The organism is Sphingopyxis sp. A083 (assembly GCF_001468495.1).
Taxonomy (GTDB): domain Bacteria; phylum Pseudomonadota; class Alphaproteobacteria; order Sphingomonadales; family Sphingomonadaceae; genus Sphingopyxis; species Sphingopyxis terrae.
The window spans coordinates 110,004-123,058 of record NZ_LNSK01000007.1 but is presented as its reverse complement, the minus strand read 5'-3'; the positions used below and the strand labels follow the sequence as shown (position 1 = coordinate 123,058).

The window sequence follows — 13,055 nt, the reverse complement described above, 5'->3', positions numbered from 1 at the left end:
TTGCTCCGCAGGGCGCGGTGCCCCACCCTGCGGTAGTGACAGCTTTCCGCACCTACCTTGTCGGCTTCGGCGTGATGATTTTGCTCAGCATCGTTGCAATGCGCGCGATGATGTGGCTGCGCGCGCATCCCGAACATGATCCCTTTGCGCCCTTCGACCTCGCGCAGCCGAGGGGCTGGGCAACGCATCGCAAGCTCGTGCGGCTGGCGGGCGAGGATGAGGCCTGTTTTGCGGTGTTCGACCGCGCGGGCGAGCGATACGCGCGGCGCCCAGCGATCGGCGCGGGGCAATGCCGCGCGAGCCAGCGGATGATTCTTGCCGGCAATCGCCTTGTCCCCTCGATGCGTCCCGCGAACGCCGCACCCGGCTGCGCCGTGACCGCGGCGCTGGCGCTATGGACGCGCGATGTGGTTCAGCCCGCGGCGCAGGATCATTTCGGACAGAAGGTTGTCGGCCTTGAAAATCTGGGCAGCTATAATTGCCGAAAAATCGCCGGACGACAGGCGCAAAGCGAACATTCGACCGCCAATGCAATCGACATTTCGGCCTTCATCCTTGCTGACGGGACGCGTGTGGCGCTGCGTGCCGACTGGGACGATCGCGGTGCTAAAGGAGCTTTCCTGCACGCGGTGCGCGATCGGTCGTGTGGGCTGTTCAGTACGCTGCTGTCGCCCGATTATAACCGGGCGCACGCCGACCATTTCCACCTCGATATGGCGGCGCGGACGGCGGGGTGGACGGTCTGCCGCTAATATCGACCGTCAGACCGTAAAGCTTTCGCCGCAGCCGCACGCGCCCTTGGCGTTGGGGTTCTCGAATACGAAACCCGCTGCGAAATCATCCTCTACCCAGTCCATGGTGCTGCCGATCAGATAGAGTACCGACGCGCCGTCGATGTAAAACACGCCGCCGGGCGTTTCGATTTTCTCGTCGAATTTCTGCTCTTCGGTCACATAGTCGACCGAATAGGCAAGGCCTGAACAGCCGCGCCGCGGCGTCGACAGCCTGACCCCGATCGCGCCGTCTGGCGCGGCCGCCATCAGCTTTGCGATGCGCGCTTCGGCGCCGGGCGTCAGCGTGACGGCTGCGGGGCGGGCTGTCCGCGTCTTCTCGGGTGTCTTGGCTTCAGTCATCACAGCATTCCCAATTCGAGCCGCGCCTCGTCGCTCATATTGGCGGGCGACCAGGGCGGATCCCAGACAAGGTTCACTTCGGCATCGCCGACGCCGGGCACCGCGCCGACGCGCAGCTCGACCTCGCCGGGCATCGATTCGGCGACGGGGCAGTGCGGGGTGGTCAACGTCATGGTGACGACGACATGGCCTTCGTCGATCTCGACATTGTAGATCAGGCCAAGGTCATAGATATTCACCGGAATTTCCGGATCGTAAATATCCTTGAGCGCCGCGACGACGGCTTCGTACAGGTCGCCGCCGACGCCGTGCGGGTCGACCGGGGCGGGCTTGGCGGCCAGAAAGCCCTCCAGATAATCGCGCTTGCGCTCCAGCTTCTCGGGCGCGGTTTCTGCATCCTCGACGCGCGCCTTGGGCGGCGGCGCGACGCTTTCCACTTCCTCGATCCTGATGCTGTTTTCTTCGCTCATCCGAAAATCCTCTCGACGCGCGCCAATCCTTCGACCAGCGCCGTCACATCGTCTGCATTGCTGTAGAGCCCGAAGCTCGCGCGGGCGGTCGCCGGTACGCCCAGATGCGCCATCAGCGGCTGCGCGCAATGATGCCCGGCGCGGATCGCGACCCCGCTTTCGTCCAAGATAGTGCCGATGTCGTGCGGATGAACCCCCGCCATCGCGAAACTGACGATCCCGGCGCTGCTGTCGGGGCCGAACAGCGTGACGCTGTTCTTGCGGGCGAGCTGCTCGCGCAAACTGCCGACCAGCGCACATTCATGCGCGTGGATCGCCTCGACACCGATCGCTTCGACATAATCGACCGCCGCGGCGAGCCCCAGTGTCTCGATGATCGCGGGCGTGCCGGCTTCGAAACGGGTGGGGGCGGGTGCGTAGGTTGTCCTTTCGAACGTCACCCGGTCGATCATCGACCCACCGCCCTGCCACGGCGGCAGCGCGTCGAGCTTGTCGCTCCACAGCACACCGATGCCGGTCGGTCCGTAAAGCTTGTGCCCCGAAAAGGCATAATAGTCGCAGCCGAGCGTGGCGACATCGACGGGCAGGCGCGGTACGGCCTGACAGCCGTCGATAAGCAACTCCGCCCCGACGCGGTGCGCGATTTCGGCGGCGCGCGCTACGTCGAGCGGGCTGCCGAGCACGTTCGAGACATGCGCAAAGGCGACCATGGTGTGGTCTGGAGTAAGCAGCTTTTCGGCGGCGTCCAAGTCGATGCAGCCGTCGGCGGTTAGCGGGCAGACATCGACCTGCCAGCCGGCAAGCTGCCACGGTACGATATTGCTGTGATGCTCGAGCGTGGAGAGCAGCACGCACCCCTTCTTAGGGTGCGCGTAAGCGACAAGATTGATCGCCTCGGTCGCGCCGCGCACGAAGGCAATCTGATCCTCCTTCGCGCCGATGAAGCCCGCGATCCGCCGCCGTGCCGCCTCATAGGCGAGCGTCATGTCGGCCGAGCGCGCATAGACGCCGCGGTGCACGGTCGCATAGTCACGGCCCATCGCGTTTACCGTCGCGTCGATGACGGCCTGCGGCTTTTGTGCGGTCGCGGCGGTGTCGAGATAGTGCCAGCCGGGCGTCAGGCCGGGAAACTGATCTCTAATCCCGTTCGTGTCGAGCGAAGTCGAGACACGCCGAAGGCGAGCGCTACCGATGGGCATCTCGACCTCGCTCGATGCGAATGGAGAGGAGGGATTGCTCACACCAATTCCCCCAGCTTGGCGAGCGCGAGCGCCTGTAACTGCTCTTCATCCTCGGCGCCGTCGAAAACGCCGGCCACGAAAGCCTGCAGCAAGATTTTCGTCGCTTCGGCCGGGGGCAGTCCGCGCGACTGAAGATAGTAAAGGCTCATCGCGTCGAGTTCGCCGATCGCGCAGCCATGCGCGCATTTGACGTCGTCGGCGAAGATTTCGAGTTCGGGCTTGGCATTGGCGGTTGCGCTGCGCTCGAGCAGCATCGCCTTCACATCCTGTTCGCTGTCGGTCTGCTGCGCGTCACGCGCGACCGCAACTTTGCCGAGATAGGTGCCGGTTGCCGTGCCACCGAGGACCGAGCGCACCATCTGCCGCGACGTCGCACCGGGCTCGGCGTGGGTGACGGTGGTGACGATCTCGAGATTCTGCTCGCCGCCGCCAATCTGCGCGGCGCCGAGATTGAAGTCCGCGCCTTCGTGGAGCGTCACGGCGAGTTCGATGCGGCCATATGCACCGCCGATGTTGAGGACGTGCAGCGACGCAGTCGCGCCCTTGCCCAGCACCAGCTCGATCTGCTGGATGTCACCCGAATCCTGCACAATCGCGCGCTTGAAGTCACCGCCTGCGGGCACGACGATATTTTCGGGCGCGGGCAGCGGCCAAGCTGCTGCGACCGCGTCGATGTCGCTATAGCGCCACGCTTCGTCGCGGCGAGTGGGGAGTGCGATCACGCTCAAGCCGCGATCTCCAAAACTTCGTCACCCCGGACTTGATCCGGGGTCCACGCGGTCGTGGATGCCGGATCAAGTCCGGCATGACGATGAAAGGATAGGGGCGTACGGATGCTCACGCCGCGATCTCCGCATAGCCTTCGCGTTCAAGCTCAAGCGCCAACTCGGGCCCGCCCGATTTGACGATGCGGCCCGCCGCGAGGACGTGGACGAAATCGGGCCGCACATAATCGAGCAGGCGCTGATAATGGGTGATCAGCAGCACCGCCTTGTCGGGGCACCGCATGATCGCGTTGATCCCGTCGCCGACGATGCGCAGCGCGTCGATGTCGAGGCCCGAGTCCGTCTCGTCGAGGATCGCGAGCTTCGGGTCGAGGATGCCCATCTGCACCATCTCGTTACGCTTCTTCTCGCCGCCCGAAAAGCCGACGTTCACCGGGCGCTTGAGCATGTCCATGTCCATCTTGAGCAGCCCCGCCTTCTCGCGCGCCAGCTTCAGGAAATCGCCGCCCGACAGTGGTTCTTGCCCACGCGCCTTGCGCTGCGCGTTGAGCGCTTCGCGCAGGAACTGGACGTTCGACACGCCGGGGATTTCGACCGGGTACTGGAAACCGAGGAACAGGCCGGCGGCGGCGCGCTCGTGCGGGTCCATCTCGAGCAGATCCTGCCCGTCGAAGGTAGCCGAACCCTCAGTCACCTCATACCCCGGTCGCCCGCCGAGCACATAGGAGAGCGTCGACTTGCCCGCGCCATTGGGGCCCATGATCGCATGAATCTCGCCCGCATTGATGGCGAGCGACAGACCCTTAAGGATCGGCTTGTCGGCGACGGTGGCATGGAGGTTTTCGATTTTAAGCATCATATTTCCTATAGAACCGGACAGCCGCCGGGGCGCAGTTCGCAACTGAAGGAGCCAGCAAATGATTTCCGATAATGTGCAAGGCGCTCGTCAAAATCGGGAATCCACTCGTCGTTCGAGATCGATCCGTGGAAACTCGACAGTGGCCGTTTAGCCATGGATTGAGCGACCTGTTCCAACTCCACGGGGCATTTCTGCCCGAACTCGTCAATTTGACGATCAGACAAAGCGGGCCCGCGCTTTGCCAAAGCGATGTGCGGTCGCATGCAGTTGTTGAACGTCTTGATTGCCTCGTAAGATGTGCGCTCCGAGAGCGACATGTCTGCCAGCATCTCGGCTTCGCCATCGGAACACGCGGCGACAAGGAAAATAAGGGCGAAAGCCGCTCTCACCCCACACTCCCCTCAAGACTGATCCCCAGCAGCTTCTGCGCTTCCACCGCGAACTCCATCGGCAGTTGCTGCAGCACTTCCTTGGCAAAGCCGTTGACGATCAGCGCCACCGCCTCTTCCTGCCCCAGCCCGCGCTGCATTGCATAGAAAAGCTGATCGTCGCTGATCTTGCTCGTCGTCGCTTCATGCTCGACGGTCGCCGTGGGATTGCGGACTTCGATGTACGGCACGGTGTGTGCGCCGCAGGTGCTGCTCAAGAGCAGGCTGTCGCACTGGGTGAAGTTGCGCACACCCTCGGCATTGGGCGCGACGCGGACGATGCCGCGATAGGTGTTGTTCGACTTGCCCGCGCTGATCCCCTTCGAAACGATGGTCGAGCGCGTGCGCTTGCCATTGTGGATCATCTTGGTGCCGGTGTCGGCCTGCTGGAAATTGTTGGTGACGGCCACCGAATAAAATTCGCCGACGCTGTCGTCGCCGTTGAGCACGCAGCTCGGATATTTCCAGGTGATCGCGCTGCCGGTTTCGACCTGCGTCCACGACACCTTGCTGCGCTTGCCTTGGCACAGCGCGCGCTTGGTCACGAAATTATAGATGCCGCCGAGGCCTTCGGCATTGCCCGGATACCAGTTCTGGACGGTCGAATATTTGATCTCGGCATCGTCGAGCGCGACCAGTTCGACCACCGCAGCGTGGAGCTGGTTCTCGTCGCGCATCGGCGCGGTGCAGCCTTCGAGATAGGAGACGTACGCGCCCTTGTCGGCGACGATCAGGGTGCGTTCGAACTGCCCTGTATTCTCGGCATTGATGCGGAAATAGGTGCTGAGCTCCATCGGGCAGCGCACGCCCTCGGGAACGTAAACGAACGTCCCGTCCGAGAAGACCGCGCAGTTCAATGTCGCGAAATAATTGTCGTGCATCGGCACGACCTTGCCGAGCCACTTCTTCACCAGCTCGGGATATTCGCGGATCGCTTCGGAGATGGAGAGGAAGATCACGCCAGCGCGCTTCAATTCCTCGCGGAAGGTCGTCGCGACGCTGACGCTGTCGAACACCGCGTCGACCGCGACCTTGCGCGCGCCCTCTACCCCTGCGAGCACCTTCTGCTCCTCGATCGGGATGCCGAGCTTCTTGTAGACCTCCAGAATCTCGGGATCGACCTCATCAAGGCTCGCGAGCTTCGGTTTCGCCTTGGGCGCTGCATAATAGTACGCGTCTTGATAGTCGATCGGCGGCACGTTGAGCTTCGCCCAGTCGGGCGTCTCCATCGTTTGCCAGTGGCGGAACGCTTTCAGCCGCCAGTCGAGCATCCATTCGGGCTCGTTCTTCTTGGCGCTGATGAAGCGTACCGTATCCTCGGTGAGCCCCTTGGGCGCGAAGTCGGTCTCGATCGCCGAGGACCAGCCATGCTCATAGTCGGCAACGCGCAGCGCGGCGTCGCGGGCGGCCTGATCCTTGACGGGGGTTTCGCTGTTATCGGTCATAATCTTAACTCGTCGCTCCCGCGAAGGCGGGAGCCGTTGGAGGGGGCAATCCGGCGCTGTCGCCCGGACGTCCAGCGCCCGGCGCAGGGGCACCGCTCAGGCTGGCGAGGCTGATCTGTGCCAGCGCGCCGCGCACGGCGTTGTTTACGACGCCCCAATGCGGCTTGACGCGGCAATTGCCTTCGAGCGCGCAATCGTGGCGACCGTCCTCGACGCAAGTGGTGAGGGCGATCGGACCTTCGACGGCTTCGATAATATCGGCGATGCTGATCGCCGCTGCGGGCCGCGCAAGGCGTACGCCGCCGCCAGTGCCCCGCGTCGACACCAGCAGGCCGGCGCGGGCGAGGCCGCTCACCAGTTTCTGCGCCGTCGGACCGGGAATGCCCGTCTGTTCGGCCAGCATCGCCGCATGCAGCGGCACCGATCCGCACTGGCGCGCGGCGGCGCTCATCAGCACGACGGCATAATCGGCAAGGTTGGACAGGCGCATGGCTCTTTCCGGCGGAACTGCGAATGATTCTTAATTGGAGTAATTCGTTCCAATTAGATAGTCGCTGAGCGCCCTAGGCGCAAGGTCGCGGACCGGCAATAAAAAAAGGCACCCATCCAGCCGGAGCCGAATGAGTGCCGAGATGAAGGTCTCAGTCCTCGTCAAAGGAAGAGCTCTTCTGGGTCGCAGGTTCCGGATAGGTCGCGGGTCTGATTCGCGATTGTATCAAAACGCCAAATCGTCGTTCGGCGCCGAAAAAGACCGTCCCGTCGTGGGGCAGGGCGAATGGATCAGCAAGTCCGGGATGACGAGATCTGGAAAAAGCGGGCGAGCCTCCGCCACACTCCGCCCGCTTCTTCCTGCCTCAGGTTTCGGAAACGATCGGGCTGACCTTGCCCGCAAGCTGTTTGCGGCCCTTCGTCGTCGCCTCGGTATAAAGCGTCGGCTTGCCGAGCTGTCCCGGGGTTGCCCCGGCGAAGCGCTTGATCTCGCGGATCAGGTGCGACTGGTCGTAAAAGGCGTCGCCAAGCTGCGCCTGGTCGAGCGTCTCGCCGCGCGCCAGCGCCGCCGCGGCGCGCACGGCGCGATATTTGCGCGCCAGCATGCGCGGCGACAGGCCGTAATAATGTTTGGTCATCCGCTCGACCGAGCGGATCGACATGCCGGTCGCTTCGACCAGGTCATGCACCTGCGGCGACGCCGATCGCGTCAGCCATTCATCGACGGTGCGGATAAACCACATCGCGGGCGCCTCGGTCTGTTTCAGCACCGCACGGACGAAATTATTACCGATAATCAGCCGCTCTTCGTCGTTCGCGGCGCCCAGTATCGCGTCGGCAACCTCGTTGATCCAGTCGCCGAACAGATCGGCGGCGTCGATCGCGCGATCGGTCAGTTTCTCGCCATGGCTGCCCATCAGCGCGGCCCAGCCGGCGGGCAGCATGCCGAAGCCGAAGATGCGCGTCGGGCGGTTGCTGATCGCGCGGACGCGGCCGCTCGTCGGCCCGACGATATTGGCGCGCCGCACCGCGCTGCTGTGCCCGTCCGAAAAGACATATTCGCCGTCGGCGACGGTGATGAAGCGAAACTGCGGGCGGTCGGCGCGCTCATATTCGTCGAAGCGCGGCATGTTGATGCGCGCACAGTAAAAGCTCGACACCATGTCCGCCAGATCGGGATCGGGCGGAAAATAGTGCAGCTCGAACGGCTGCTCGCCGCTCATCTGTCCGGATGAGGCTGACGTATCCGACATGACGAGACCGACCCTTCGGTGGCTTTATTGCCGCCTGTTGCTTCCCCGCCATAATTTCAGAACGCCCGGCTGCGTCAAGGCGCAATTTTGATTCGCACTATCAACGGCTGGCGGTGATCCAGGCATCGACGCGGCGTTCGAGGATGTCGAGCGGCACCGGTCCCGATTTGAGCACCACGTCATGAAGGTCGCGATAGTCGAAACGGTCGCCCAGCGCCGCCTGCGCGCGCGTCCTCAGTTCCATGATCTTGAGCTTGCCGATCAGATAGGCGGTCGCCTGCCCCGGATAGACGATATAGCGCTCGATCGCCTTTTCGATGTCGCCGTCGGGGTTGGGCGTATTGTCCTTGAGATACTGGATCGCCTGCTCGCGGCTCCAGCGCTTGTCGTGAATGCCGGTGTCGACGACGAGCCGGCACGCGCGCCACAATTCCATGCCGAGGCGCCCGAAATCGCTGTAGGGATCGGCATAGGCGCCCATGTCCTTGGCGAGTTCCTCCGAATAGAGGCCCCAGCCTTCGGTATAGGCGGTGAAGCCGCCGAAGCGGCGGAACGGGGGCAGCCCGGTCAGTTCGGTCTGCACCGCGCGCTGCAGGTGGTGTCCCGGAATACCCTCATGATAGGCGAGCGCCTCGAGCTCGGTCTTCGACATGTCGCGCAGGTCATAGAGGTTCACATAATAGGTGCCGGGCCGCGATCCGTCGGGCGAGGGCGACTGGTAAAAGGCCTTGCCCGCCGACTTTTCGCGAAACGCTTCGACCGCTTTCACCTGCAGGTGCGCCTTGGGCAACGTATGGAAGAAGGCGGGCAGCCGCGCCTCCATCGCCTTCACCTTGGCATCGACATCGGCCAGATAATCCTCGCGGGTCGTATAATAATATTGCGGGCTGGTGCGCAGATGCTCGAAAAACTCGCGCAACGTCCCTTTGAAGCCCACCTGCGCCATGATCTTCTTCATCTCGCCGTGGATACGCGCGACTTCGGAGAGACCGAGCGCGTGGATCTGCGCCGCGGTCATGTCGGTGGTCGTGTAATTGGCGAGCAGCGCGGCATAATAGGCTTTGCCCTCGGGCAGGCGCCAGATGCCGTCCTGCGTCGGCGCGACCGCCTGCTGGCGCTTCATTTCGGCGAGCAGACGGCCATAGGCGGGGCCGGCGCTTTCCGCCCATGCGGCCTTTGCCGCATCGGTCAGCCGCGTCTTTTCGCCGGCGTCGATGTCGAGCTTGCCGACCTTCGCGCCGATATCCTCGATCACCGCATTGTCCGGCTTCATCAGATTTTCGATGTCGCTGATGACATAGGCATAGACCCAATTCGGCGGCTGGACGCCCTTTTTGGCGCGCCGCGCCGATTCCGCCGACAGCGCGTCGAGCACCGGGCCCATGCCGCGGATGCGCTCCACATAGGCTTCGGCTTCGGCAACATTGGCGACGCGGTGGATGTTGATCAGAAAGGCGGGCATCTGGCTCTGCGCACCGTTCATCTGGTCGAAGATATATTCATCGTCGCGGAACGGGAACAGCCGCTCGGCGCGCGCCGCCTGCGCGTTGAACAGTTCGAAGGACAGCGCTTCCTCCGCCGACAGCTTCGCGGGGTCGAAGCTCGCGCGCATCGCGGCGGCGGTCGCCTGTTGCAGCGTGTGGCTGGCAACCTCGGCGTCGTCGCTCGGGTCGTTCCACTTGCCGTAATCGGCGTCGCGGATGCCGCGATAGGCCTTGCCTTGCGGGCTCAGCGACAGTTGCGCCTCGTCATAATTGTCGAAGAATTGCGCAAGATCGGCGCCCGCCGGTGCGCTCGCCGCGGGCGATTGCGGCGCGGTCGCCACGGTCGCCGGCGTACATCCCGCCGTCGCCAGCAGCACGAGCGCGGTGGACAGGATCGCGGTGGACGGGCGGGCGGCGAAACGGCGATGCGACACGATAGTCTCCCTCTGTTGGCCGGTTGAGCGCAGGCCCGGCAAGGCCCTTCATTTTGCAACGATTTCCGGCTGGTCGGCTGGGGGCTTGCCATAGCCGCCGCCCCGGCGCAATGGCGGGGCATGTCGCTTTTTGCCTCCGCCGCCGATGCCGCCTACGCCCTTGTCCGCCCTGTCGTTCACGCGACCGATGGCGAGGCGGCACATAATCTGACGCTCGCCGCGCTCCAGCCGCTACCGCGCGCGCGCGCGGCGCTGACCAGCCCTGCGCTGGCGACCGAACTGGCGGGGCTGCACTTCCCGAACCCGGTGGGCCTCGCCCCCGGCTTCGACAAGGATGCGCGCGTCGCGCATGCGATGCCGCATTTCGGTTTTGGCTTCGTCGAGGTCGGGACGCTCACCCCCTTGCCGCAGGAGGGCAATCCGCGCCCGCGACTGTTCCGGCTGGTCGAGGACCGCGCGGTGGTCAACCGCATGGGATTCAACAACGGCGGGCAGGTGAAAGCGGCCGACCGCATCGCCTGCCTGCGTCGTTACGGTCTGCCGGTGCCGCTCGGCATCAACATCGGCGCCAACAAGGACAGCGCCGATCGCATCGCCGACTATGCGAAGGGCACGGCGGCGATGGCGCCGCTCGCCGATTATCTCACCGTCAATATCTCGTCGCCCAACACGCCGGGCCTGCGCGCCTTGCAGGATCGCGGCGCCCTCGAGGCGCTGCTCGACGGCGTCGCGGCGGCGCAGCCCGCGGGAGCGGCCAAGCCCGTCTTCCTGAAGGTCGCGCCCGATCTCGAACCCGCCGACATCGACGACATCGTCGCGGTGGCGATCGACAAGCGCCTCGCCGCGGTCATCGTGTCGAACACCACGATCACGCGCCCGCCGCTCGCCTCGCGCCACGCGGGCGAGGCGGGGGGGCTATCGGGCGCGCCGCTTCACCATCTTGCGCTGCAGCGCTTGCGCGACTTTCGCCGGGCAAGCGGCGGAACAGTGCCGCTGATCGGCGTCGGCGGTATCGCCAATGCCGATCAGGCTTGGGCGCGCATCCGCGCGGGCGCCAGCCTGATCCAGATTTATTCGGCGATGGTGTTCGAAGGGCCGGGGCTGGCCGCACGCATCGCGCATGGCCTCGAAGCTCGCGCCGCGCGCGACGGCTTTGCGCGGGTGAGCGACGCGATAGGCGCCGACGCCTGACCTGCTCGCGCTGACGGGCGAGGGGAGACGGGCGGGGGGAACAGGGCTTGCACTCGACAGACCCCCGCGCCAATGTCGCGCCCATGCTTAAACGACTCTTTGCTGTCTTCAGCCTCTTCGTCCTTGCCGTCCCGTCGCTTGCCGCGGCGCAGGGCGTCACTTCGTCGGCCGACCCGCGCGCGACCGAGGCGGGGCGAGAGATTTTGCATCAGGGCGGATCGGCGGCCGACGCCGCGATCGCGATGGTTGCGGTGCTGACGCTCGTCGAACCGCAATCGAGCGGCATCGGTGGCGGCGGCTTCATGGTCTACCACAACGCCAAGGACGACAGCATCTCGACCATCGACGGCCGCGAAAAGGCGCCGGCCGCGGCGAAGGGCGACCGCTTCCTCGGCCCCGACGGCAAGCCGCGCGGGTTCATGGACGTCGTGCCGGGTGGGCTGTCGGTCGGCGTTCCGGGCAATGTCCGCCTGATGGAAATGGCGCACAAGAAATGGGGCAAGCTCGAATGGAAGGCGCTGTTCCAGCCCGCGATCAAACTGGCCGAGGACGGATATAAGGTCACGCCCGCGCTCTTTACCTGGCTCGAGCAATTCCAGCCGGTGTGGAAGGATTTCCCGGCCGCGCGCGCCATCTATTATGTCGACGGCAAACCCGCGCCCGTCGGCACCGTGATCCGCAACCCCGCCTATGCCGCCATCCTGCGCGACATTGCAGCGCGCGGCCCCGAAGCCTTTTATGCGGGCGCCAATGCCAAGGCGATCAGCGACGCGGTGGCCAAGGCGCCGCGCAATCACGCACAGCTCACGCTCAAGGATCTCGCCGCCTATCAGGCGAAGGAGCGCCCGGCGGTCTGCACCACCTATCGCATCTACAAGCTGTGCGGCATGGGGCCGCCCTCGTCGGGCGCGACGACCGTCTTCGGCATCCTCGGCATGCTCGAGGGCTATGACATGAAGGCGATGGGCAAGGATAATCCGATGAGCTGGCACCTGTTGGCCGAAGCGATGCAGCTCGCCTATGCCGACCGCGCGGCCTATCTCGGCGACGCCGATTTCGTCGATGTGCCGGTGAAAGGCCTGCTCGACAAGGGTTATCTGGCCGAACGCCGCCAGCTCATCTCGCCCTATGGCGCTGCGGGTCATTATGAACCCGGCACGCCGCCGGGCGCGAAGCCGCGCGCTGCCGCGCCGCCGATTCCCGAACATGGCACGACGCATTTCGTCGTCGCCGACAAGGACGGCAATGTCGTCTCGATGACTTCGACCGTCGAAAGCATCTTCGGCAGCCAGCTCATCGCCAACGGCTATTTCCTCAACAACGAGCTCACCGATTTCGACTTCGTGCCGGTCAAGGACGGGCAGCCGACCGCCAACCGGGTCGAAGCGGGCAAGCGACCACTTTCCTCGATGTCGCCGACGATCGTCTATGGGCCCGACGGCAAGGTGATCCTCGCGGTCGGCTCGGCGGGCGGCAAGCGCATCATCATGCATGTCACGAAGACGCTGATCGGCGTCCTCGACTGGGGGCTCAGCGCGCAGGACGCAATGGAACTGCCCAATATCTTCTTCGGTCAGCAGGGCGTGCTGATCGAGAATGACGATCTCGGCAAGGCGATCGCGGCGAAGATGAAGCCCTTCGGCTACAGCTTCACGCCGACCGATCTGGGCTCGAAGCTCAACGCGATCGAACGCGTCGGCGATGGCTGGCGTGGCGCTGCCGACCCGCGCGGGCCCGGCACCTCGTCGGTCGATGGCGCCCCGGCGCAGAACTGATTATTACGGCCTTTTTCATCGTGATCCCGGCGAAGGCCGGGATCTCGCCGCTGCGCTGTGACGCGAGCATGAGATCCCGGCCTTCGCCGGGATGACGGAGGGGTTATGGGCTTCTATCGTGCGGCGAT

Annotated in this window: 13 protein-coding genes; 3 read left to right on the top strand and 10 right to left on the bottom strand. The window is 64.6% G+C overall.

All coding sequences use genetic code 11. The features are described from left to right. Nucleotides 1-35: 35 nt before the first annotated feature. Nucleotides 36-752: an extensin-like domain-containing protein gene (locus ATE59_RS13175; RefSeq protein ID WP_231737358.1), complete on the top strand. Its 717-nt coding sequence runs from the start codon at nt 36-38 to the stop codon at nt 750-752. A gap of 9 nt (nt 753-761) precedes the next feature. On the opposite strand, the gene ATE59_RS13170 is transcribed toward ATE59_RS13175, so the two are convergent. The 10 genes from ATE59_RS13170 to ATE59_RS13125 form a co-directional block, all read right to left on the bottom strand. Then, nucleotides 762-1,133, bottom strand: a complete 372-nt coding sequence (locus tag ATE59_RS13170; protein ID WP_058812758.1) for a HesB/IscA family protein — start codon at nt 1,131-1,133, stop codon at nt 762-764. After that, nucleotides 1,133-1,603 carry an SUF system Fe-S cluster assembly protein gene (locus tag ATE59_RS13165; protein WP_058812757.1) on the bottom strand — a complete coding sequence of 157 codons (471 nt, stop codon included), beginning with the start codon at nt 1,601-1,603 and terminating at the stop codon, nt 1,133-1,135. The genes ATE59_RS13170 and ATE59_RS13165 overlap by 1 nt, the downstream gene beginning before the upstream one ends. Beyond that, entirely contained in the window at nt 1,600-2,802 is a 1,203-nt protein-coding gene (locus ATE59_RS13160) for an aminotransferase class V-fold PLP-dependent enzyme (RefSeq protein ID WP_156416788.1), read from the bottom strand. Before ATE59_RS13160 ends, ATE59_RS13165 begins: the two co-directional genes overlap by 4 nt. Before the next feature lie 38 nt (nt 2,803-2,840). Continuing rightward, nucleotides 2,841-3,572 carry a SufD family Fe-S cluster assembly protein gene (locus ATE59_RS13155; RefSeq protein ID WP_058812756.1) on the bottom strand — a complete coding sequence of 244 codons (732 nt, stop codon included), beginning with the start codon at nt 3,570-3,572 and terminating at the stop codon, nt 2,841-2,843. Between the two features lie 109 nt (nt 3,573-3,681). Beyond that, nucleotides 3,682-4,425, bottom strand: a complete 744-nt coding sequence (gene sufC, locus ATE59_RS13150; RefSeq protein WP_058812788.1) for a Fe-S cluster assembly ATPase SufC — start codon at nt 4,423-4,425, stop codon at nt 3,682-3,684. A gap of 8 nt (nt 4,426-4,433) precedes the next feature. After that, nucleotides 4,434-4,757 (bottom strand): hypothetical protein, encoded by a 324-nt coding sequence (locus ATE59_RS13145; RefSeq protein WP_058812755.1) that lies wholly within the window; start codon nt 4,755-4,757, stop codon nt 4,434-4,436. A gap of 56 nt (nt 4,758-4,813) precedes the next feature. Further along, on the bottom strand, nt 4,814-6,301 hold the full coding sequence (gene sufB / locus ATE59_RS13140; protein WP_058812754.1) for a Fe-S cluster assembly protein SufB: 1,488 nt from the start codon (nt 6,299-6,301) through the stop codon (nt 4,814-4,816). 4 nt (nt 6,302-6,305) lie between these two features. Beyond that, complete coding sequence (locus tag ATE59_RS13135) at nt 6,306-6,791, bottom strand: SUF system Fe-S cluster assembly regulator (RefSeq protein WP_058812753.1); 486 nt, start codon at nt 6,789-6,791, stop codon at nt 6,306-6,308. A gap of 364 nt (nt 6,792-7,155) precedes the next feature. Then, complete coding sequence (locus ATE59_RS13130; RefSeq protein WP_058812752.1) at nt 7,156-8,013, bottom strand: helix-turn-helix domain-containing protein; 858 nt, start codon at nt 8,011-8,013, stop codon at nt 7,156-7,158. Nucleotides 8,014-8,143: 130 nt separating this feature from the next. Continuing rightward, nucleotides 8,144-9,961, bottom strand: a complete 1,818-nt coding sequence (locus ATE59_RS13125; RefSeq protein ID WP_058812751.1) for a DUF885 domain-containing protein — start codon at nt 9,959-9,961, stop codon at nt 8,144-8,146. Nucleotides 9,962-10,081: 120 nt separating this feature from the next. On the opposite strand from ATE59_RS13125, the gene ATE59_RS13120 reads away from it, so the two are divergent. Both ATE59_RS13120 and ggt read left to right on the top strand, forming a co-directional pair. Further along, nucleotides 10,082-11,152 carry a quinone-dependent dihydroorotate dehydrogenase gene (locus ATE59_RS13120; RefSeq protein ID WP_058812750.1) on the top strand — a complete coding sequence of 357 codons (1,071 nt, stop codon included), beginning with the start codon at nt 10,082-10,084 and terminating at the stop codon, nt 11,150-11,152. A gap of 83 nt (nt 11,153-11,235) precedes the next feature. Further along, nucleotides 11,236-12,927: a gamma-glutamyltransferase gene (gene ggt, locus ATE59_RS13115; protein ID WP_058812749.1), complete on the top strand. Its 1,692-nt coding sequence runs from the start codon at nt 11,236-11,238 to the stop codon at nt 12,925-12,927. Nucleotides 12,928-13,055: the final 128 nt, after the last annotated feature.